Below are 22,123 nucleotides of genomic sequence, written 5' to 3'. Positions count from 1 at the left end.
ATCTTCGATGAAGCTGTCATTTGAGGTGTTGGAAGTACTCGATGCAATCGATCGCACCGGTACGTTTGCGGAGGCGGCCGAACTTCTGCATCGCGTGCCGTCGTCGCTAAGCTATCTGGTGCAGAAGCTCGAGAGCGACCTCGAAGTCAACCTGTTCGACCGGAGCGGCCGGCGGGCGAAATTCACACACGCCGGACGGGTGGTGGTCGAGGAAGGCAGGCGTCTGCTGCAAGGCGCCGAAGAACTCGAGCTCAAGGCAAAACGCGTGCAACACGGCTGGGAAGCGGATTTGCGCATCTGCATCGACGAGATCCTGCCGTTCGACGCAATCTGGCCGCACGTCCACGCGTTTTACGACATGAACATGGAGACTCGCCTGCGCCTGTCCAGGGAAGTGTTGGGCGGCACGTGGGATGCCTTGATCACGCGGCGTGCCGACCTCGTGGTGGGTGCCGCTGGCGATCCACCCAACCTGCCCAATCTCGTCACCCGCCCCATCGGTTCGATGCGCCATATTTTCGTGGTGGCGCCCGGTCATCCGCTCGCGGAGCTTCCCGAACCGCTGAGCATGGAAACCGTCGCGCGCCATCGCGGCGCGGTCATTGGCGATACCTCGCGCGAATTGATGCCGCGCACCGTCGGCGCCGCTGCTACGCAGAATTGCCTGACGCTGCCCACGCTCGCCGGCAAACTCGCCGCGCAACTCGAAGGGCTCGCTGTCGGCACCATTCCCGAGTGCCTCGCGACAGCGCCCATCGCGCGCGGCGAACTCGTCGCCAAGCAGGTCTTCGGCATGCGGGACGTGACCCACTTTTATATGGCCTGGCGCGAAGACGAAACCGGACAGGCGATGCGCTGGTGGATCGATCGTCTCGATTCGCCAGATCTCGTGGAGCGGTTCGTCAGCCATCTGTACGTTTGACGACGGCCGGTATGTGTCAGGCGCCGATACACGCCGGCCGGAAATCCTTGTCGTCCACGGCGGCGATTTTTGCCTCCAGTTCGGCCAGTAAGGCCCCGCCATCCCGAACATCCGGATCGGCCGGGTACCCGCTCAGGCGAGCCAGCGCTCGCGACAGCAAGCTGCGCGCCTCGCCGACGCGATCCTGCTCGATCCAGAGCCGCGCGAGACTACTCGCGGCACGCACCGCGAGAACAGCCGCGCTCTGCCGGCGTGCGGACTCCAGCGCGGTCATGAACCACTCTGCGGCATCCGCGTCCCTTTGCAATGCGCGCATCGCATCCCCCTTCGCACGGCACAGCTCGGCGTAGTACCACCGCTCCCCCGTCTCCTTGCAATGCTGCAGGGCTTCGTCGATCGCGGCCAACGCTTCTGTGTACTGTTCCGCACGCATCAGTGCGCGTGCGAACTGACATAGCAGCATGGTCAGTTGCGCCAGGAAGTCGATGTCACGAAGCTCGTCCAACGCGCTGCGAAATTGCGCCAGCCTGTGCGGATGCTCGCCGGACAGCGAAAACAGGTACTCGTCGTAGCATGCACAGCAGGTGTGCCAGATCGACAGCGATACGCGCGACGAGATAGCCTTCAGCATCGCGAGCGCGCGTTCCGCCGCCGCGCGCTCGCCCATGAGCAGCGCAAGCGGCACAAAAACATCGCCGAGCACATAGCAGGTGACGAGTTCGAAATCGTGCTGAAGGGCAGCCTCCAGCGCCTCCCCGGCAAGCCGCATCGCCCCTGCCGTGTCTCCCAGCGCCCACGTCACGCGCGCGAGCAGCGCCCGCGCGACGATGGCTTGGTCGAACCTGAAGCCGATCGTGTTCCACCGATGATCCGTGGGTACCCACGCGCTCAACATCTCTTCGAGCTTCTGGCGGGCCATGCGCTGTTCGCCGACGTAGTGCAGCGCGACGCCTTCCATGCGGCACCCGATCAGGCTGTGCGTCGCGTCTGTGAACTGACAGGCCAGCGCTTCGAAGCGCCGCGCGGCGACCAGCGCCTGACGCGCCTCACCGCCCGCCTGATACGAGTGCCGTAGTCCGCACAACGCGCGCGATTCAAATCCGGCATGGCCCATGGCAACGGCAAGCGTCAACACTTCGGACCATGCTTCCAGCGTCTGCATAGTCGGACCCTGCGTATAGACAAGCGCAGCCGCCCAGCTCGTCATCAGCCTCAAGCGCGCTTCAGCGGGAAAGTTCGAAGCGTTTGCGTCACGCGCGGCATCGAGCGCGGCGCGCGCGCGGCTACGGCATTCGTCGACTAGTGAAAGATCGAACAGATACGGTACGACAATCGAGGCAAGTTCGACGCCGACCTCGCGATCGCCCGTGGCCGAAAAGGCCCAGTCGAGCGCGGCTCGCACATTGCCGATTTCACGCGTGAAATCCGCCAGATCGTCTTGCAGCGACGTCACCTCCAGAGCGTGCTGCGCGCGTTTGAAGCGTTCGCAGAACGACTTTGCGTGGACCAGCGCGGCAGCGCTGCGCTCGCCGTTGTCGTCGAGTCGCTGCAGCGCATAGGCACGTGTCGTTTCCAGCAGACGATACCGCGGCGAAGCGCTGCCGTCGGCGCGGATCACCAGCGACTTCGACACGAGGCCGCTCAGCGCATTCAGCACTTCCGCCTGCGTAAGGCTGAGTTGCGTGCCGACGTAGCACGCCGAATCGAACGTGAACGCATCGACGAACATGCCGAGCCAGCGCAAGATGACACGTTCGCTGTTGTCGAGCAGGCGGTAGCTCCAGTCGAGTGTCGCCTTCAATGTCTGATGGCGCGGCAACGCAGTCCTGTAACCTCCCGACAGTATCCGCAAGCGGTCGTCGAGCCGCGCCGCCAGCACCTCGATGCCGAGGACCGCGGCGCGCGCCGCGGCCAGTTCGATGGCAAGTGGAATGCCGTCCAGATGCCGGCAGACCTCGCCGATCAGAAAAATGCTGCGCTCGTCGGACGAAAATTGCGGATCGGCAGCGCGGGCGCGGGTGAGAAACAGCTGGACCGCACTTGTCTGCAACACGTCATCGCTTGGGTTTCCGGGGCTGGGCACGTCGAGCGACAGAACCGGATAGACAACTTCGTCACGCGCCCGCAACGCTTCGCGACTCGTCGCCAGCACCCGCATGCCCTCGCCGGCTGCCGCCAGCGCCTCAGCCATCGTGGCAGCCGCTTCGATCACGTGCTCGCAATTGTCCAGCACGATCAACAGGCGCTTGCCTCTCATCTCATGCGCGATCTGCGCAAGCGAAAGGCCGGACGAAGAAATCTTCATGCCGAGCGCCATCGCCAGTGCGTCCAGCGCAAAGCGCGAGTCCGACACCGGCGCAAGCGACACGAACGCCACACCGTCGGGAAAGCGCGGCACCATCTGTCTCGCCGCTTCGATAGCGAGGCGCGTCTTGCCGATGCCGCCCGAGCCGACGAGCGTCACGATCTGCGCGGGTTCAATGGCGGCCAGCACCTCCGCGACGGCGCATTGCCGCCCCACCAGCGTCGACACATGGAGAGGAAGATTGTGCGTACTCGACCGGTGCGTATTTGACTGGTGCGCATTTGGCCCGTGTGTCGCGAGGGCGCCCTCGCCCACATCCGCTATCTCCGCGCCCGCCGCCATCTTCAGGCCGGTCATACGGTAGCCGCGGCCCGGCACCGTCACGATGCGGTCGCGATCCGCGCCCAGCGCCTTGCGTATCGCCGCAATGTGCACCTGGAGGTTGTTTTCCTCTACGATCGTCTCGGGCCAGACGTGCCGCATGATCTCGTCCTTGGAGACCAGCGCGCCTTTTGCGGAAATCAGCAATTCAAGGATGCCGAAGGCGCGGCTGCCGAGACGCACTGATTCGCCATGCGAGCGTATTTCCCGATGCTCGAGCGAAATATGGAGTTGTCCAATTTGAATCATCGCAAGCTCGCGAATCCAGAAGAGTGAATCGATTGAGCGACAGCTTTGCGTATATCACGATCGTCTGTTCGATGGGTTGTCAGGTCAGGACAGACGCGTGGGCAACCGGACCCTGAAAAGCTCCGCGAGGAGGATCTTATCTGGATCGTCAGATCGGGGAAATACTACGGCAGTTCTAGCCCGCAAATAGCTCAAATTTTTGATTGGTCAAATCAAATTTTTTGAACCTTCATTTTTGAACCTTCGGTCATGCACGACGATGCACTGCGTGTTTCACCAACCGAACCCGGCTTGCATGCCGGTGTGCGGTGGGCGCCCCGTTGGCCTGCTGCTCCTTGTTCAATACCGCCCCCTGCTTGCTGCTAGCCGGCGATCGCCTGCTAGTCTTTCCATTGCGCGCCCAGAATCAGCCCGCAAAAATTCACGCGGCAGTATTCAGGATCGATCCGCTCTAGCACGTCCGCGCAAACGGTACCGAACGTCGATGCCGGGCGATGCGCGATGCCGCGCCCAATTGCTTCGATGATCCGTTCCTTGAACCCGCTTTCCCGTGGATACGCCAGCAGTATTTCGTCACGCTCTGTTCGCGTGCAGGCATTCAGGTTCTCCGCGAGCAGGTCCGTGCGCATCGCCTCGGCAAGCACTCGCGCAAGCGGCGAGATATGAGCCGGAATACCGGGCGTCATGTGCAGCGCGATCGCGTGCCAGACATCGTTCATATCAGCAGCCGAGGCGCCGTGACGCCGCAGAAACTCCCGCGCGGCATTGGCGCTATCCACTTCATAGCGCAGTTGCGAATGGTCGTACGCCGAACTCAAACCGATACCGGCGAACATCGCGGCGACGTATAGCGCACTTCGATCGCACAGGAGCCGCTCGCGTTCGAGCGTCAGCGACGCAAATACGAACACCCGCGCGGCATGCCCGGCCAGCACATCTGGCAGGCTCGCCCGCACAGCGTCCGCAGCCGCCACGGCCATTGGACTTCGCGGGATCGGGACGCCAGCGACGATGTCAGGCGAGGTTGCACGGCTTGGCTTCATGGCGCGGGCTCAGTGGAGTGGACCTGAATTGTTATTGGAGCGGTTGATGCACGCGGGCACGCGGGCACGCCGGCTCGCCCATTGGAGACCGATGCGGCATCACGACCTGACAAGCAGATTAGAGCGAGGGCGCACTAAAAGTCCTGACGACTGCCTTAAACGTTCTTAAACGTAGTCGTGGACACTGCGTGAGGGAGTGAGGGAGTGAGGAAGACTGAGAAGCTGGTTGTCGATGCCTGGGGGACCGGCGCTCTTTTAGCAGGATTTATGACGCGCTCAGGACTTTTAAGGTTTGCATGGGCCATCATCGCCTCACCGTTGTCCGTAATCTTGAGGGAGCCTTCTATGCCTTACGATCCGTTTTCGCCCAATGCCTATGTGGTCGCGGCCGCAGGATCGCGATGCCGGGGCACACAGCCATGAAGGCCATGTCCACGTCCCCGTGGCGCCTGCCAGGGGCGATCTGCGCAACCCTGCTTGGCGTGGCGTTCTTCTTCTTCATCATCGGCGTCTTCGGTCTGCCCGCGTCGATCATCGCGCTCGCACTCTTCGTCGCGCTAGCCGTGGCGATCTCCCGGCGCCCACAAACCGAACGGAAAGAACCGTGAGCCTCGATCCCGCCATCCTCGCACGCGTCCAATTCGCGTTCACCGTCAGCTTCCACATCATCTTTCCGACGATCTCCATCGGACTCGCCGCGTTTCTGGCCATCATGGAAGGCCTGTGGCTGAAGACCAAAGATCCGCTCTATCTGCAGATCTACCGTTTCTGGCTCGGCATCTTCGCGATGGGCTTCGGGGTCGGCGTGGTCACCGGGATCGTCCTCTCGTTCGAATTCGGCTCGGCTTCGCCAGATTCGGACAGATGGCGGGCCCAGCCATCGGCCCGATGATCGGACTGGAAGTGCTGACCTCCTTTTTCCTTGAAGCCGGGTTCCTCGGCATCATGCTGTTCGGCTTCAACCGGGTCGGACCGAAGCTTCACTTCCTCGCCACCTGCATGGTTGCGCTCGGCACGTTGCTGTCGGCATCGTGGATCCTCTCGGCCAATAGCTGGATGCAAACTCCAGACGGCGTGGTGGTCGAACACGGCCGAGTCGTGGTGACCGACTGGCTGAAGGTGATCGTCAACCCCTCCTGGCCGTATCGCCTGCCGCACATGTTGCTGGCGGCCTACATCACCGGCTCGTTTCTCGTTGCCGGCGTCGGCGCCTGGTATCTCCTGCGCGGCGAACATGAAGCGTTCGGGCGCCGGACGGTCTCGATCGGCCTCACCTTTGCCACCCTACTGATCGGCTGCCAGGTCTTCGTCGGCGATATGCTGTACGGGAAAATGCTCGAGCATCAGCCGGCCAAGATGCAGGCTGCCGAAGGCTTCTGGGAAAAACAGTCGCAATCGCCCGCGCCCTATTACTGGTTCATCGTCCCGGATCAGCGGAACCAGCGCAATCGTTTCGCGCTCGGCACCCGTTACCTCGGAAGCATCTGGCTCACCCATAGTCTGAACGGCCGGGTCGAAGGATTGAAGAACACGCCACGCGACCGGCAACCGATCATGGCTTGGGTCTTCTACGGCTTCCGCACGATGTACGGCCTTGCCATCATCATGTTCAGTGTATGTATTGCATCGCTGTGGCTGCGCTGGCAGGGCCGGCTCTTCACCACACGCTGGTTCCTGCGAACACTCGTCGTGATGACGCCATCCGGCGTGATCGCGACGCTCGGCGGGTGGTATCTCGCCGAGACAGGCCGCCAACCCTGGGTGATCTACAACATCCTGCGCACGGCCGACGCCGTCTCGCCTGTCCCGGCAGGCGTACTGCTTTCGACGCTGATCGCGTTCGTCTGCATCTATGCGCTTTTCATGACCGCGTTCCTGATCTTCACCTTCCGTATGATCCGGCGCGGTCCACAAGCAGCACAGTCCGAGCCGGTGGCCACCGGCTCGCTCAAGCATGCGCTCAAGCCCGCGGTGATGAATGATCCTGCCGGCAGCAACCCGGCTCCAGTGGAGTAGCCCGTCATGACTCTGCCTCTGCTTTCCGCGCTGTTCACCGCCTTCGCGTTGTCACTTTACGTCCTGCTGGACGGCTTCGATCTGGGCGTGGGCGCCCTGCTGCTCCTGCAATCCGACGAACGGCTGCGCGACCGCATGGTCGATTCGATCATGCCCACCTGGGACGGCAACGAAACCTGGCTGATCATGGCCGGTGTCGCGCTGCTCGCTGCCTTCCCCATCGCTTACGGCGTGTTGCTTCCGGCGTTCTATATACCGCTGATCGTCATGTTGCTGGCGCTGGGACTGCGCGGCGTCTCGTTCGAGTTCCGCTACCAGATCGAGCAGGGGCGACGCTTCTGGGACGCGGCGTTCGGTGTCGGCTCGATCGTGGCTGCGCTCATGCAGGGGCTGATCGTGGGCGGGCTCATCCAGGGCGTAGCCGTCGACGGTGAGCGTTTCAGCGGCAGCGTGTTCGATGTGTTCCAGCCCTTCCCCGCGCTGACCGCCATCACCTTGCTCGCCGGCTATCTCGTGCTCGGCGCCGGCTGGCTCCATCTGAAAGGGACCGCGCCGCTGCGTGAATTTGCTCAGCGTTACCTGCGTCTGGCGGTGCCGGGCTTCGTTTGTCTCGCCGCAGCAACCTGTGCCGGCGCAGCGTGGGTTCAACCCGGCATTCGCGCCGCATGGGCCGCGCATACAATCGCCCTCGTGGTGATCGCGGCGCTGTTTCTCGGTGTGACCGCCGCCCTGCTGCGCGCGATAGGCGGCCGAGCCGACGGACGTCCCTTCTTTCTGGCGCTGGCGCTGTTCGTCCTGGGCGTGGCGGGCCTTGGCTTCGGCATTTTCCCGGACATCGTGCCCTTCCGTCTCACGCTCTGGGCCGCGGCATCGTCGACCCTCAGCCATGTCTTCCTGTTGATCGGCGCGGTGATTGTCACGCCGGTCGTACTCGCTTATTCTGCCTTCGCATACCGCACGTTTCGCGGCAAGACGCCCGAGACGGGATGGGAAACATGAGCCCGCGCATGCGGCGTCTGAGCTGGTTCGGCGGTCTCTATCTGGCGGCCGTCGCCACGCTGGTTGTCGTCAGCGTGGCGATGCATGCCGTCTTGCGGCTCTTCACGTGATCATCGCCTGTCAAATACGGATCGGCTTCAGCCATGAGTGACACTGCACAGCCGACAGCGATGCCCGCTTCGCCGCCACCCGCGCCTCCGCCCGCGCCCGCGCTCTTGATGTCGCCGGCGCACACGCGCCTGCTGCTCATGGGCCTTGGCCTCGCCACCGGGATGGAGTTCTATACGTTCGACAGCATGAACCTGGTACTGGCGGATCTGACCGGCACGTTGGGCGTGTCCGCGGACGAAGCCAGCTGGCTGCTGACCGTCTATAGCTGCGCGCTGTTTCTCGGCGTACCTGTCTCGATCTGGATGGCCGGGCACTATGGCTACAAGCGCTTTCTGCTCTCGACCATTGTCGTGTTCGCGATCGCCTCGATGGGTTGCGCGATCTCTCCGGATCTCAGTTCGATGCTGATCTGGCGCGCGATCCAGGGGCTGGCCGGGGCGGGTCTCGTCGTATGGTGGCGCGCGAGCATCTATGTGCTGATGCCCAAACCCCAGCGCAGCCCGTCGCTGATGAAGGCTTCCACGTTGCTCTATCTGTCGAGCGCGGCAGGGCTTCTGGTCAGCGGCTATATCACGGACCATTTCAACTGGCGCCTGATCTTCCTGCCGAACCTGTTGTACGCGTCCGCCGCGATATGGCTCTTGGCCCGCTACTTCCCCACACTGCCGCCGCCTGCCTCCGAGCGCGTGGTCAGCACCGACTGGCTCGGCATCGTTCTTCTTGCGACGGCGCTGATCTCGCTGCAGATCATCCTCAATCGCGGCGAAATCGACGACTGGTTCGGATCGCTACATATTCGTCTGCTCGCCTGGACGAGCGGCGCGGCGCTGCTTCTCTTCGTTGTCTGGCAGGCGAGTCCGGCGAACCGGACGCCGCTTCTCTGGCTCGGGCTGCTGCGTGACCGTTATGTGTTGTCGTCGGCGTTGATCGGCGTCTTCACCGGCATGATCCTGTCGGGCAGCCTGTTCGTTCTGCCCGAATTTCTGCGCAATCTCTCGACCCATACCCATAGCGCGACCCAGACCGGGCAGATCATCTGCATCTATGCGTTGACCGCAGCCGCCATCCGGCCGTTCATGGTCGGCCTCATCGCGCGGATCGGCCAGCGCAAGACGATCGTGATCGCGCTCCTCATGCTGATCGCGTCGATGGTCCTGTTCAATCGCCTGCTGACAACGGACACGCCGGGCTACTACTATGTCGTTCCGCTGATCCTTTATGCCTGCTGCCTGTCCCCGTTGTTGCCGGCGGTGGGCAGCGGCACGGTGGCCAGGATCGAGCAGAACAAGCTGCTCGACGGCGTCTCGCTGTACATGACCTTCCGGCAGTTCGGCGCATCGCTTGGCGTCGCGCTGCTGACCATTCTCATCGGGCATCGCGAGACGCTTCATTCATCGCGCCTGTTCGAGCATCTTCGGCACAACAATCCGGTCACGCAAGACTGGCTCGCGTCGGTGAGCGCAACGCTGGTCGCGCGCGGCGGCTATACCCCATTCGAGAGCCAGCGCGCAGCAGTCAGCGTTCTCGCCGAAGCAGGCGCACACCAGGCTGCCACGCTCGCTTACGCGGACGCGTTCGCCTTCATGGCGGTCGTCGGCGTCATCGCGCTGTGCCTCGTTCCCATTATTCCGCCGACCCCGGTGGCCAAAAAATAAGGAGCGCGGCCATGAAAACAGTATCTCTTCCCACCCCTATCCATCCGCGTTGCCGGAGGAAGCGATGAGCGAAGCACCACCGGTTCAAAAACCGGCCACCACGCCGCCGCCCGTCGTTGCACCTGCGGCGCCCCCGCCGCCTGACAATCGACGCGGACTGATTCTGGGCATTCTCGCGCTGATCGTGTTGCTGGCGATCGCCGCGTATTTCCTCGTGCCGGACCTCTACGAGAAGCAGACCGACGACGCCTATATCGACGCGCATCTCGTCTCGGTCATCCCCAAGGTGCCGGCTTACGTGCAGACACTGCATGTGAACGACAACAGCAAGGTGACGGCCGGCGATCTCCTCGTCGAACTCGATCCACGCGACTACGTCGTTCAGGTGGACCAGGCACGCGCCAATGTCGCGGCGGCCGTTGGCAAGCTGGAAGAAGCGCGCAATCAGGTTGCGGTGGCCGAAGCCAATATCGGCCAGCAGCAGGCGGAGCTTGAAGTGGCCCGAGCTAATGCGAAGCTTGCCGGCATCAACCTCGCACGGCTGCAATCCGTCGCCGACGTGCGCGCGGTGTCATCGGAGCGGGTCGATGAGGCGAAGGCGGCCGCCGATGGTACACGCGCCTCCGTGACCGCCGCCCAGGTCAAGGTCGACGCGTTACAAGCGCAGGCGAAGCTCACGCGCTCCCAGGTCAAAACGGCAGAGGCCGCAGTCGCCCAGGCGCACGCGATGCTCGAGCAGGCGACGCTCAACCTGTCGTACACCAAAATCTACGCAACCGAGTCCGGCAGTGTCGCGAACAAGAGCGTCGAGCAGGGCAACTTTGTTCAGCCCGGGCAGACATTGTTGTCGGTCGTTCCGGACAAGCTCTATGTGACCGCGAACTACAAGGAAACGCAGTTGACCCGCGTCAGACCGGGCCAGCAGGTCACGGTCCTCGTCGACGCATTTCCGGACCTGCGGCTTCGCGGTCACGTCGACAGCATTCAACGCGGGACCGGCTCGCACTTTGCGCTCCTGCCGCCGGAGAACGCAACGGGCAATTTCGTGAAGGTGGTGCAGCGAGTGCCGGTGAAAATCGAACTCGACAACCCTGGGGAAGCACTTAAGTTGATCTCGCCGGGCATGTCGGTCGAGACGGAAATCTTCGTGAGGGAGCGCCCGGCATGGCTCGGCTTCTGGAACTAGCGGCAGCGCGGCCGGCGGGGCTTCCTCCTTACCGGCGGCGCCATGTCGCCCCCATCGCCGCTATCGTCGCGGCATGGGCGGCGCTCCTCGCGGGTTGCACCGTGGGTCCGGACTATGTGCCGCCGAAACCGGCCATGCCGGCGAGTTTTACGGAACATACCGACTCGGCAACGAACGCCTCGCAAGGGTCGCCCACATCGGACGATGCCTGGTGGCAAGGCTTTGGCGACGCGACGCTCAACTCGCTCATGGCCGACGCGCTGCACTCCGCTCCCGACCTGGCGGTTGCCGAAGCACGCATACGCGAAGCGCGGGCCTTGCGCGGTATCGCTGGAGCAGATCAATACCCGACCGCCGACGTCGGCGCCAAATACGACCGGACCCATGGCAGCGCCAATGTGCCGGTCGGCGTGCCGCCCGGCGGTCTCGGTCCGGGCGCCAACGACAATCTATGGCAGACCGGCTTCGACGCATCGTGGGAGATCGACGTGTTCGGCGGCAAGCGGCGCGGCGTCGAGGCCGCCGACGCGTCGTATCAGGCCACCGTGGCGGAACGCGGCGATGTCGAGTTGACGTTGCTCGCCGAGGTCGCACGCAACTACATCGAATTACGCGGCGTGCTACGGCAACTCGCCGTCGCCCGCAGCAATCTTTCGATCCAGCAGGACTCACTATCGCTGACCCGCTCGCAATTCGATGCGGGGTTAGCCTCGCGTCTCGACGTGCTGCGTGCGCAAGCGCAAGTCTCGGATACCGAAGCCGCCATTCCGACATTCGAGGCGAACGAACGCGTGTCCATTTATCGAATCGGTGCGCTGATCGGTCAACCGCCGGAACAACTGCTTGCCCAGCTGGATGCGCCGCAAGCGATTCCTTCGGCGATCGCGGACGTGCCAGTGGGTCTGCCCTCTGACCTTCTGCGCCGCCGTCCGGATATCCGCGCTGCCGAACGCCGGATCGCCGCCGCGAACGCCCGCATTGGCGTCGCTCAAGCCGATCTCTATCCGCACTTCTCGCTGACTGGTGTGGCGGGCCTGGAGAGTCTGAACGCGTCGACCTTTCTGACCGCGCCGAGCCGCTATTTCTCGATCGGCCCGAGCATCAACTGGCTGATCTTCGATGCCGGCAAGGTTCGCTTCGAAATGCACGCTGAAGAAGCGCGCACCGATCAAGCCGCGGCAGCGTACCAGCGGATAGTTCTCGGTGCGCTGAGGGATGTCGAGACTGCGCTCGTGTCTTATGCGCAGTCCAAGGTACGGCATGAGAGGCTGGCGGCCGAGGTCACCGCCGACCGGGAAGCCGTGACCATCGCGACGCGGCTCTACAAGCAAGGCCTCAATGACTTCCTCTCCGTGCTCGATGCCGGACGCTCGCTGTACGCCGCCGACGACAAACTGGCGCAGAGCGAGCGTGACACGGCGCTCGAACGCGTTGCGCTTTACAAGGCGCTTGGCGGCGGCTGGCAAACGGAAGGCGATGCCGCAAATAAGCAGGGAATATAGCAATGCTGCCGGTTCAGAACCCGGCAGCATCAATCTCCTTGGCCTTTTAACCGGCTTTGCCCGGCTTCAAGCTTACGACTGGAGGAATGCAAGAAGATCGGCATTGACGCGATCCGCTTCCGTCGTGCACATGCCGTGAGGTGCGCCCGGATAGACCTTGAGCGTGGCGTTCTTGATGATTTCCGCCGACTTACGCCCGGAATCATCCAACGGCACGATCTGATCGTCATCGCCATGCAGGATCAGCGTCGGAACATCGATCTTCTTGAGATCCGGCGTGTAGTCCACCTCGGAAAACTGCTTGATGCACTCGTATTGACCGAGCACCGAGCCCATCATGCCTTCGCGCCAGAATTCGTCGATCACGCCTTGTTGGACTTTTGCATTGGGCCGGTTATAGCCGTAGAAAGCCACCGCAAGGTCTTTGAAAAACTGCGACCGATTGTTTGCGGTATTGGTACGGATACCGTCGAAGACCGACATGGGCAGCCCTGTCGGATTGGCCTCGGTCTTCAGCATAATCGGCGGCACTGCACCGATCAGGACCATTTTGGCGACACGTTTTGTGCCATGTCGGCCAACGTAGTGCGAAATCTCTCCACCACCCGTGGAGTGGCCGACGAGAGTGGCGCCCTTCAGATCGAGCGCCTCGATGACGGCAGCGAGATCGTCCGCGTAGGTGTCCATGTCGTTGCCGTGCGCGGTTTGACTCGAGCGGCCGTGCCCCCGGCGATCGTGAGCGATCACGCGATAGCCCTTCTGCACCAGAAACAGCATCTGCGGGTCCCATGCATCGGCGTCGAGTGGCCAGCCATGGGAGAACACGACGGGGTGGCCCGAGCCCCAATCCTTGTAGAAAATCTGTGCGCCGTCCGTGGTCGTAACGAAGTTCATGGATCGTGCTCCTGTATGTGCAAGATGATTGCCGGTTTTGCTGCCCGATGCGGTGCCGGCGGCGATGGAAACAGCTGGGACAACCGACGCTGCAACCGCACCGGCTCCGACCATTAACATATTGCGCCGCGACGCGGAAGAAATTTCTTTATCGGTTTTATAGCTCATTTTGGTTTCCTTATCGTTTACGACGATATTGGCGAGTTGTTTCGCGTCCACGACGTGGCGCGCCGGTCCCGGACCGACGCGGCATCACGACTGATTAGCAGATTAGGGGGATGAAGGACTAAAAGTCCTGACGGTGGCCTTAAACGTTCTTAAACGTAGCTTCGTGTTCCACGTGCCTCGTGCGGCGGACGTGGGGCGCTGGTGGTCGCGGGCAGATAGACCTTAAAGGAACGCCTTCTTACGAAGGAGCGTGACTTTATAACCAGACAATTGGCGCTATAACCCCGACAATTCACGCTTAATATCCCGCAAAGATATGAGTAAAGGCCAGTCTATCTGGACGCGAAGTACTGCTCGTCTTTCGCCACGCCTTAAAAAGCAATCCGCCCATTACAAATTCTTACACTGTCGCAAAGGCACGCCCCTTGCGCCTGCCGGCTCCATCGACAGACGAACGAAAGCAACCTTTCACGAGAGCTTCGCATTCCATACTTAGATTCCGGCCCGGGGCATGGTCGTTCCCAATTCAACTTACGAGGTGAAGAATGGACAAGATCAGGAAGTGGAGTGGAGCCGGTGCAATATTCAGCGCGAGCGTGCTGGCGTTCGCGAGCATGGCCGCGACAGCGCAGGATCATGGCCGTGATGGGGAACACCAGCGGCAGCGCATGCGCGTCTTGCTGATCAGTGTGGACGGGATGCATGAGGCCGATCTAGTCCAATACATCGCTACACATCCAAAATCCACCTTCGCGAAGCTGGCCAAACATGGCGTCGAGTACACCCATGCTTCGACCTCCCGTCCCTCGGACTCGTTTCCTGGGCTTCTGGCCTTTGCAACCGGCGGCAGCCCCCTTAGCCACGGCGTATTCTATGACGATACCTATGACGCTACCCTGTATCCCCCGGGCAGTAATTGCACCGGCACGCCCGGCACGGAAGTAAGCAACTTCGAAGCACTCGATTGGGATCTCACCAAGTTGGACGGCGGATCGGCACCAGCCGGCGCAACGTTCGATCCACGCAATCCTCACATCAATCCCGCGAACCTCGCGTTGCGCAAGACCGCCAACGGCTGCGAGCAGGTCTGGCCGCATCTATACATGAAGCACCATACGAACACGATCTTCGAGATCATCCATGAGGCCGGTCTGCGCACCGCATGGTCGGATAAGCACCCGGCCTACGAGATCCTCAACGGGCCGTCGGGGTTGGGACTGGACGAACTCTACGCCCCCGAGATCAACTCGACCTCCTTACAAGCGAATGGCTATCCGAACGCGCCTGCGACCGCCGATTGGACCACCGACCCGACGTATACCCGGACCTACGACGGCTTCAAGGTCAAGGTCGTCCTGAACTGGATTCATGGGCTGGATCAGTCGGGGACGAACAAGGTCGGTGTACCCGCGATCTTCGGCATGAACTTTCAAGCTGTCAGCGTCGCACAGAAGGTCACGGTGGCCATGGAAGGCACCTCCTCGACCCGCGGTGGCTATCTCGACGCAGTCTCGGCTCCGACACTACCGTTGCAGCAATCGCTAGACTTCGTCGATGCCTCTCTGGGCCAGATGTACGAGGCGCTTGAATCGAGCAAGCAACTGCAATCGACGCTGTTCATCGTCGGAGCCAAGCACGGCCAATCGCCGATCGACGTAACGAAACTTCACATGCTCGCGGGCTCGACGAACGCCTATGCCAAACCCGACGTGAGCGACCCTATGGATCTGCTGAAAAATGGCGGCGTACCGGTCGCCCAGGAAACGGCCGACGATGTGTCGCTCATATGGCTCAACAGCCACGACGATACAGCCAAGGCGGTATCGATCCTCGACGCTGATCAGATGAACGGAAATTCCACCCACATCCAGACGCTCTATCACGACGCAGCCTTGAGCACGATCTGGGGCAATCCCGCGAAGGGTCGTGTCCCTGATCTCATCATCCAGCCGATACCGGGGACGATTTACAGCAAGAGCACGGCAAAGCTGGCCGAGCATGGCGGCCTTACCACTGACGATACGAACACTCTGTTGGTGGTCTCCAATCCGAAGTTGGAAAAAAAGGTTGTCGATACGCCGGTGACCAATATGCAAGTGGCGCCGACCGTTCTGAAGGCGCTCGGGCTCGACCCACACAAGCTAGTGGCCGTTCAGCGTGAAGACACCAAGGTCCTTCCGGGCCTCGAGACCGTTGGGGACGACGATCGTGGTGCCCATTCGGAGTGACGGCAGCGAAAGCCCCTGCGCTCACCTTTAGCTTCGGGCCGCTGGCGTGATGCGTTCCTGAGAGGGCTGGCGTCAGGACGGGGGTGCTCGTTCTGACGCTGTGGTCGCTTCGGCGGCTCCGGCAGCAACAGGTCGGTGCCGCTGCATAGCGCCTCCCGCTACGAACGACCGCTTGCGCCAATGACGCGACGGTCAAGCTTGGGGACATCTTTATTGCACACGTGTGCCTTATTGGATATCATATTCCGGTTGGCCGCAATTCACGCAATCGAGTCCGCGGTCTTGATCCCGATGCTGCAGGGACTTGAGAATGACAGAAACATCCAATGCCGTTACTCGCCGGAAAGAGGCTCGGTTACTGTTCCTGCATGGATTTGCATGCGCAAAGGAAGACTGGAGATTTGTAGCCAGCTTTCTGCCGGCTCACACGGAATTCTCTACGTATGACTTTCCCGGCCACGGAACTGCGCCTGCGCCGCAAGCGCCTCGCGACGCTTCTACGTCAAATTGGTCCATCGAATACTTCGCTGCAGAAGTAGTGAGACACCTGCAGAGATTCGAAGCCGCCCCTGTCATTCTTGCAGGTCACAGTCTCGGGTGTCGCGTCGCGCTCGAAGTCGCCGCCCGGGCTCCAGAGCGAGTTAATGGACTGGTGCTGATCGAGGCCAGCATGATTGGCGAGCGTAGCGCTGACGCCGCTTGTCAGCATATCTATTCTCTCGTCGAAAAATCTGGCTTCAATCAGTTTGTAGAAAATCGATTCAACGAAATGTTCTTGAGTGAAAGCCCGCTGTCCAAAGCCATTTTGGCACGGGCAAAGAACATCGATCCGGTTGGAGGCACGGCATTGTTCGCCAGCATGGCTGGCTGGGATGCGGGCCTTATGGCTACGCGCCTCGGCCGTTTCACCAAGCCGATGCTGATTATCCAAAGCATGTACTTTGACGCTCTCGGCAAGCGCCGTCCCATCGATGAAACCAGCGAGTCGTCGTGGCTCCGGTTCGTGTCGTCTGTCGCGCCAGCGGCGCGCATTGAATTGGTAAAGGAATCGGGGCATTTTCCTCACATTGAACAACCCGAGAAGATCGCGTATCTCTTACGGGATTTCGTGAGCGAAATTAGCACGCTACGTTCGTAGGATCCTCGTATACGGCACACTCCTCTATCAAGGCTGGCTGCGCAGCGACTGATCCTCGTTGTGCGCCGCGCCCACCTTTTCCAATGCGACAACAGCCGATTCATTTCCTTGCAGAATCGCAGTCTGCAGCGCAGTCCGGCCAAGCGCGTCGGCATGATCGGGATTCGCGCCGCGCGCGACGAGCTCGGGCAGCAGGTCAAGCCGGCCGCCCATGTAGGCGCGTGCAAGACGGTCACGGCTGACGCCGCCAACGTTCCCTATTTTTGAAGGACCGCCTTGCGCCGCTCCTCGATCAGCAGATTGTCGAAGTGCGCAGGATCCGTTTCCGGAAAGACCCGGGCGCATTTGCGGATCATCACGCTCTCAAAGATTCCGGCGGCGTTATAAGGCTCGTTACGCATGAACTCTTCCACCGCCTCGCGGTTCGGCAAATCGACCGCGATCATCATGCCTATGCGACCCTCGCCAGCGTCTTCCAGAAGCGCCGCGCCGAGCTGCATGAGCTTGCGATGCGCGTTGATGTACTCCATATGCGCAAGCCGGGTTCTGTCCCGCAACTCGCGAGTATCGGGACGGTCCAGACAGATCACGGCATATGACATGTTTCAGCTCCCACGAATTGGAACGACGCAATGCACAGGGAATTGCGCTTCTAGCGAAGGCTGATCGTCGTATTGACGCCATCATTCACCGTCGCGTCGTCGAACCAGCGTGCGGTGACTGTTTTAGTCTGCGTATAGAATTGGACAACCTGCTTGCCATAAGGACCAAGATCGCCCAGCTTGGAGCCACGTGAGCCCGTGAAACTGAAGTACGGGACCGGTACCGGAATCGGAATGTTGATACCAACCTGGCCAACATCGATTTCGCTTTGAAACTTCCGGGCAGCAGCGCCACTGCTAGTGAACAGTCCCACGCCGTTTCCATATGGATTGCTATTCACGAGAGCGATTGCGTCGTCAAGCGTCGGAACAGACATGACGAGCAACACCGGGCCGAAAATTTCGGTTCGGTAAATCTGCATTTCCGTCGTTACGTCCGAGAAAATTGTCGGCCCGACGAAGTTCCCATCCTCGTACCCGCGCACGCTGATATCGCGGCCGTCGAGGGTTAGCGTCGCGCCTTCGGTCACACCGGTTTCCAGCAGCGCAAGAATGCGCGCCTTCGCAGCGCGTGAAATCACCGGACCGACGTCCGTTCCGGGTTCGCTCCCGGCGTTGACCTTCAACAGCTTCGCCTTGGCGACCAAATCGGGCAGCCACTGATGCGATTCGCCCACAAACACGATGACCGAAGTCGCCATGCAGCGCTGGCCCGCAGCTCCGAAACCGGCACCGGCCAAAGCGTTCAAGGTGTGCTCGCGGTTCGCGTCGGGCAGCACCACCGCATGGTTCTTCGCGCCCATCATCGACTGAACGCGTTTGCCATGTTCGCTCGCGAGTCGGTACACGTGGGTGCCGACCGCAGTTGATCCCACGAAGGAAACTGCCTTCACGAGTTCGTGCGTGCACAGGGCATCAACGACTTCCTTGCCGCCGTGGACCACGTTCAGAACGCCCGGTGGCACGCCCGCTTCAATCGCAAGCTCGACCAGTTGCATGGTCGATAGCGGGTCCTGCTCGGAAGGTTTCAATACGAAGGTATTGCCGCAGACGATCGCCATGGGGAACATCCACAGCGGGATCATCGCGGGAAAGTTGAACGGGGTGATGCCTGCACAGACGCCGATTGGCTGGCGCAGCGTGTAGGTGTCTACACCGCCGGCGACATTCTCGAGAAACTCCCCTTGCGCGAGGCTGCCGATCGAGCATGCGTGCTCGACGACCTCCAGCCCACGGAAGATATCGCCCTCCGCGTCGGCCAGGGTTTTGCCCTGCTCCGCGCTCAACGTCTTGGCAATGCGGGGCAAATGTTCGCGCACAAGTGCCTGATAGCGCAGCATGATACGCATGCGTACGCCCACGGAGGTACGTTTCCACTTTTCGAAAGCCGCGTGCGCCGAACAGATTGCACGGTCAATCTCGTCTGCGGTCGCGAACGGGACCGCAGCAAGCACCTCCTGGGTAGCGGGGTTGATAACCTCTCGCCACTCCTGGGTACTGGACTCAACTGGCTTACCGTCAATCAAAAGCATCACCTTGGGCGGTGTGCCAGATACTGTTTGGGGAGATGCATTCATGGGTCGGTGCCGATTCCTGGTTGATGTTGTCGGTGCCGCTGCGCCGAACAAGACAAATTCAAACTATCCGTAAGGGGATTACCTGAGGTCAGCGTCCGAGCTGAAAGCGGAAGAGAAAAGCCCCTTCGGGCGCCCGTCAGACAATCTTTCCCGCTTATGCCGGCACGGCAGTCGATTGCCACGCGACGACGCGCCAGACGTCCCCCTCTCGAAACCAGACATTGGTATATCGGCTGCGAAGTGAACGCTCGACCCCGCCGAGACGAACCTCCATGCTGACAACCCCCGACGCGACAGCAGCATCGGCCGAGACGACGTACTTCTCGTCCTCGCAGCGCATGGAGAGATACTGCGATTCGCCGCTTTCGATCTTGGCCAGCAACCGCTTTTTGCTGTCGACCTTAGCGGACGAGTGCGTCCAGATGAGGTCGTCGCTGAACAGTCGATCGAGTGCCGCAAGGTCGGCGCTCGTCATTGCGCGGCACCGCTCGTCTTCGAGGCTTTTCAGGTCAACCGGTTGTGTCGTATCCACGTCTCCTCCTTTCATTTGATTGGCGAAAAAGCGGTTGGCACGAGAATCCTGGTTTCCATCACCTCAATCATCTCGAGAAGCTTCTTTAAGACCGCTTGCCAGGCCGGATCCGCATACAGCGCAGCACGGCATCGAGCCCGCTCGTTGAAGTCGGCGTAGCCCCACATATGAATGATCTGGTTAAGCGGTCCAATCTCGGTCGAAAAATACCCCACCATCTGGGGAAGATGCTTCGTTTGAATCTCCATGACCTCTCGCGCGTAGAAGTCAAGATATGCCAGCACGCTGCCGGGTTTGACCGTGTAGGTTCGTTGCTCGACAATCATCGCCATCCCCTCCTATGCTTGTACCTGGACGGCCAGATGACCGATCCCTTCGATTTCCGCGTCCAGCTTGTCACCCGGTTTAAGGAACGTTCCGGTCTTAAGGCCGACGCCGCTGGGCGTTCCAGTCATGACGATATCGCCAGGTTCCAGCGTCACGTGTTCCGTGATCGCAGCGAGTTGCTCGGCGATGTTCCAGATCATCAGACTGGTTCGCGCATGCTGCTTCACTTCGCCGTTGACCTTGAGGGTCAATTGCAGATCGTTGGCATTGATTTGATCTGCGGGAACGATGCACGGTCCGAGCGGATTGCTCGAGTCAAATGCCTTGCCGCCGAACAGATCGAATTTCACCAGATGCTTTTCGTGAAACTGCCAGTCGCGCGCTGACAGGTCGATACCCACTGTGTAGCCGGCGATGCAGGACATCGCGTTCTCGACCGTGAGTCTCGTCGCCCGCTTGCCGATGACGACGGCCAGTTCGATTTCCCAATCGAATTTTTGCGTCTGGACGGGGTAAGGCACTGAAGCGCCGCTACCCACAATCGCCGTAGTAGGCGGCTTCATGAACAGAACCGGAATCTTCGACGACTTGTCGAAATCCACATAACCTGCATCCTGTTGCATGTGGTCGAGATAGTTGGCACCCAACATGACCAGCTTGTTCGGGTAAAGCAACGGCGCGAGGATGTCATCGGCCGATTGCGGAGCCTGGATTTCGCCAGGTGCGCCTTCAGACTTGAGACGCCCAGAAAGGCTGGCGAGACGTTTGTGGGACTGCTCCCAGTCGTCAAATAGCTGCATCAGGCCGCGAGCGGAATCCGCGGGGAGCAGATCCGGTGCCACCGTCGAAATCGGCCAATAGCGGCGACCGACTTCGATCACAGGGGTGGGCTTGCCTTGGTGACGGAACGTGGCGAGTGTGTATGAAGTAGTCATGGGTATGCGTTTTCCGAAGTATCAAGAGACGGTGAGCTAGCCGACGTCACCTTACGAAAAAGAAAAGGTCAGTTCCGCGGCTTCCAGTTCTGCAATCCGTGTGAGCTGGTTATATTTCGCGAGACGTTCCGAATTGCGCACGGAGCCGATCTTGATCTGGCCCGCGTCTGATCCGACAGCCAGGTCCGCAATAAAGGAGTCTTCAGTTTCCCCTGAACGGGCGGATATGACGGTCGCGTAGCCCCCCGCTCGTGCACGCTTCATCGCTTCGAACGCGCCGGTGAGGGTGCCGTTCTGATTCACCTTGATAAGCACCGCGTTGGCCGCGCCTACTTCTATTCCGCGCGCGATGCGGTCGGGATTGGTCACAAACAGGTCATCGCCGACGATTTGCACTTTCGGGAAGCGCTTTGTGAATGAGGACCACGAAGACCAGTCGTCCTGATCAAAAGCGTCCTCAATCGAAATCAACGGATATCGACGGATGAAGTCCCCGAGGTATTCCGCCATCTCTTCACCGTCGAGCGTACGCTGCTCGCCGGCCAGGTGATATTTACCGTCACGATAGAACTCGCTCGCAGCGACATCGATTGCGATTGCGATATCGTGACCCGGCCGCAGCTTTGCCCGCTCAAATGCGCGCATCATCAGCCGAAAGGCCTCGTCGGCGGACGCATATCCGGGACTGAGACCGCCCTCGTCCGCCAGCAGGGTCGTGATGCCGTCTTCCGCCAACAGATCGCTCGCGGCCGAGCGCACGCTTGCGAGCATGTTCAGGGCGTCGCCATAGGTCTTCGCACCAACGGGGATGGCGAGGAAGTCCTGAAAATCCATGCTTCGCCGGGCGTGCGCGCCACCGCTGAGGATATTGGTCATCGGCATCGGCATGGACGTCCGCGTCGTCCCCAGAAGCTGCGCAATGTAGCGGTGCAGCGGAAGCCGCTCGTGAATCGCGGCTGCCCGACAGATTGCGAGCGATGTAGCAATGACCGCGTTCGCGCCCAGTCGGGAGAGGTTCGCCGTGCCGTCGTGGGTACGCAAAGCTTCATCGAGCCCGGCCTGGGAAGTTGCGGGCCGGCCCTTGAGAAGCTCGGCAATTTCGCCGTTAATGTTATTCACAGCTTTGGAGACACCTCGACCCTCATGGAGTCCGTCGTCACCGTCGCGCAGTTCGAGAACCTCGTGTCGTCCCGTGGATGCGCCTGATGGGGCGCAGGCACGTCCGGAAGAACCATCTCGCAGTGAGACGTCAACCTCGACGGTCGGGCGTCCACGGGAGTCGAGAATCTGGCGGCCGCGCACTTGCAGGATATCGGCCGAGCGGGCTAGATTGAAAGAAGGATGTGTCATGTC

General features: G+C 61.1%; 18 protein-coding genes and 1 pseudogene. 9 read left to right on the top strand and 10 right to left on the bottom strand.

The window, feature by feature from the left end; translation table 11 throughout:
• Positions 1 to 7 precede the first annotated feature (7 nt).
• Positions 8 to 922: a LysR family transcriptional regulator gene (locus GNZ13_RS03360; RefSeq protein WP_172160471.1), complete on the top strand. Its 915-nt coding sequence runs from the start codon at positions 8 to 10 to the stop codon at positions 920 to 922.
• Positions 923 to 938: 16 nt separating this feature from the next.
• Here GNZ13_RS03360 and GNZ13_RS03355 read toward each other — a convergent pair whose 3' ends face one another.
• Complete coding sequence (locus GNZ13_RS03355) at positions 939 to 3,857, bottom strand: ATP-binding protein (protein WP_172160469.1); 2,919 nt, start codon at positions 3,855 to 3,857, stop codon at positions 939 to 941.
• 380 nt (positions 3,858 to 4,237) lie between these two features.
• A complete protein-coding gene (locus tag GNZ13_RS03350) occupies positions 4,238 to 4,900 on the bottom strand; it encodes an HD domain-containing protein (RefSeq protein ID WP_172160467.1) in 663 nt (220 codons plus the stop codon).
• A gap of 428 nt (positions 4,901 to 5,328) precedes the next feature.
• Here GNZ13_RS03350 and GNZ13_RS51985 point away from each other — a divergent pair, with 428 nt between their 5' ends.
• The 6 genes and pseudogenes from GNZ13_RS51985 (at position 5,329) to GNZ13_RS03325 (ending at position 12,369) form a co-directional block, all read left to right on the top strand.
• Positions 5,329 to 5,508 carry a hypothetical protein gene (locus GNZ13_RS51985; RefSeq protein ID WP_236001780.1) on the top strand — a complete coding sequence of 60 codons (180 nt, stop codon included), beginning with the start codon at positions 5,329 to 5,331 and terminating at the stop codon, positions 5,506 to 5,508.
• Positions 5,505 to 6,916 (top strand): annotated as a pseudogene (locus GNZ13_RS03345) (cytochrome ubiquinol oxidase subunit I). The gene GNZ13_RS51985 and the pseudogene GNZ13_RS03345 overlap by 4 nt, the downstream one beginning before the upstream one ends.
• Before the next feature lie 6 nt (positions 6,917 to 6,922).
• Complete coding sequence (gene cydB / locus GNZ13_RS03340; protein ID WP_172160465.1) at positions 6,923 to 7,915, top strand: cytochrome d ubiquinol oxidase subunit II; 993 nt, start codon at positions 6,923 to 6,925, stop codon at positions 7,913 to 7,915.
• A gap of 143 nt (positions 7,916 to 8,058) precedes the next feature.
• Positions 8,059 to 9,681, top strand: coding sequence for an MFS transporter (locus GNZ13_RS03335; RefSeq protein WP_236001779.1), 1,623 nt, complete (start codon positions 8,059 to 8,061; stop codon positions 9,679 to 9,681).
• 64 nt (positions 9,682 to 9,745) lie between these two features.
• Entirely contained in the window at positions 9,746 to 10,867 is a 1,122-nt protein-coding gene (locus tag GNZ13_RS03330; protein ID WP_172160463.1) for an HlyD family secretion protein, read from the top strand.
• Entirely contained in the window at positions 10,846 to 12,369 is a 1,524-nt protein-coding gene (locus GNZ13_RS03325; RefSeq protein ID WP_172160461.1) for an efflux transporter outer membrane subunit, read from the top strand. Before GNZ13_RS03330 ends, GNZ13_RS03325 begins: the two co-directional genes overlap by 22 nt.
• A gap of 72 nt (positions 12,370 to 12,441) precedes the next feature.
• On the opposite strand, the gene GNZ13_RS03320 is transcribed toward GNZ13_RS03325, so the two are convergent.
• The gene (locus GNZ13_RS03320) at positions 12,442 to 13,263 is read right to left on the bottom strand and encodes an alpha/beta fold hydrolase (protein ID WP_172160459.1); all 822 of its coding nucleotides are present in this window, start codon (positions 13,261 to 13,263) and stop codon (positions 12,442 to 12,444) included.
• Between the two features lie 782 nt (positions 13,264 to 14,045).
• On the opposite strand from GNZ13_RS03320, the gene GNZ13_RS03315 reads away from it, so the two are divergent.
• Both GNZ13_RS03315 and GNZ13_RS03310 read left to right on the top strand, forming a co-directional pair.
• Positions 14,046 to 15,659 (top strand): alkaline phosphatase family protein, encoded by a 1,614-nt coding sequence (locus tag GNZ13_RS03315; protein WP_172160457.1) that lies wholly within the window; start codon positions 14,046 to 14,048, stop codon positions 15,657 to 15,659.
• Positions 15,660 to 15,969: 310 nt separating this feature from the next.
• The gene (locus tag GNZ13_RS03310) at positions 15,970 to 16,797 is read left to right on the top strand and encodes an alpha/beta fold hydrolase (RefSeq protein ID WP_172160455.1); all 828 of its coding nucleotides are present in this window, start codon (positions 15,970 to 15,972) and stop codon (positions 16,795 to 16,797) included.
• Between the two features lie 27 nt (positions 16,798 to 16,824).
• Here GNZ13_RS03310 and GNZ13_RS03305 read toward each other — a convergent pair whose 3' ends face one another.
• The 7 genes from GNZ13_RS03305 to eno all read right to left on the bottom strand — a co-directional run bounded on the left by GNZ13_RS03305 (position 16,825) and on the right by eno (position 22,120).
• Positions 16,825 to 17,010: an ankyrin repeat domain-containing protein gene (locus tag GNZ13_RS03305; protein WP_172160453.1), complete on the bottom strand. Its 186-nt coding sequence runs from the start codon at positions 17,008 to 17,010 to the stop codon at positions 16,825 to 16,827.
• A 44-nt stretch (positions 17,011 to 17,054) separates the two neighbouring features.
• On the bottom strand, positions 17,055 to 17,399 hold the full coding sequence (locus GNZ13_RS03300; RefSeq protein WP_236001778.1) for a YciI family protein: 345 nt from the start codon (positions 17,397 to 17,399) through the stop codon (positions 17,055 to 17,057).
• Positions 17,400 to 17,449: 50 nt separating this feature from the next.
• Complete coding sequence (locus tag GNZ13_RS03295; RefSeq protein ID WP_172160449.1) at positions 17,450 to 18,976, bottom strand: CoA-acylating methylmalonate-semialdehyde dehydrogenase; 1,527 nt, start codon at positions 18,974 to 18,976, stop codon at positions 17,450 to 17,452.
• Between the two features lie 154 nt (positions 18,977 to 19,130).
• Complete coding sequence (locus GNZ13_RS03290; protein ID WP_172160447.1) at positions 19,131 to 19,508, bottom strand: nuclear transport factor 2 family protein; 378 nt, start codon at positions 19,506 to 19,508, stop codon at positions 19,131 to 19,133.
• 11 nt (positions 19,509 to 19,519) lie between these two features.
• Entirely contained in the window at positions 19,520 to 19,840 is a 321-nt protein-coding gene (locus tag GNZ13_RS03285; RefSeq protein WP_236001777.1) for an NIPSNAP family protein, read from the bottom strand.
• A 6-nt stretch (positions 19,841 to 19,846) separates the two neighbouring features.
• The gene (locus GNZ13_RS03280) at positions 19,847 to 20,770 is read right to left on the bottom strand and encodes a fumarylacetoacetate hydrolase family protein (RefSeq protein WP_172160445.1); all 924 of its coding nucleotides are present in this window, start codon (positions 20,768 to 20,770) and stop codon (positions 19,847 to 19,849) included.
• A gap of 51 nt (positions 20,771 to 20,821) precedes the next feature.
• Entirely contained in the window at positions 20,822 to 22,120 is a 1,299-nt protein-coding gene (eno, locus tag GNZ13_RS03275; RefSeq protein WP_172160443.1) for a phosphopyruvate hydratase, read from the bottom strand.
• Between the last annotated feature and the right edge of the window lie 3 nt (positions 22,121 to 22,123).

Source organism: Paraburkholderia elongata (assembly GCF_013177735.1).
GTDB classification, from domain to species: domain Bacteria; phylum Pseudomonadota; class Gammaproteobacteria; order Burkholderiales; family Burkholderiaceae; genus Paraburkholderia; species Paraburkholderia elongata.
Note: the sequence above shows the minus strand (reverse complement) of the source record. Positions and strands in the feature narration are given on the sequence as shown.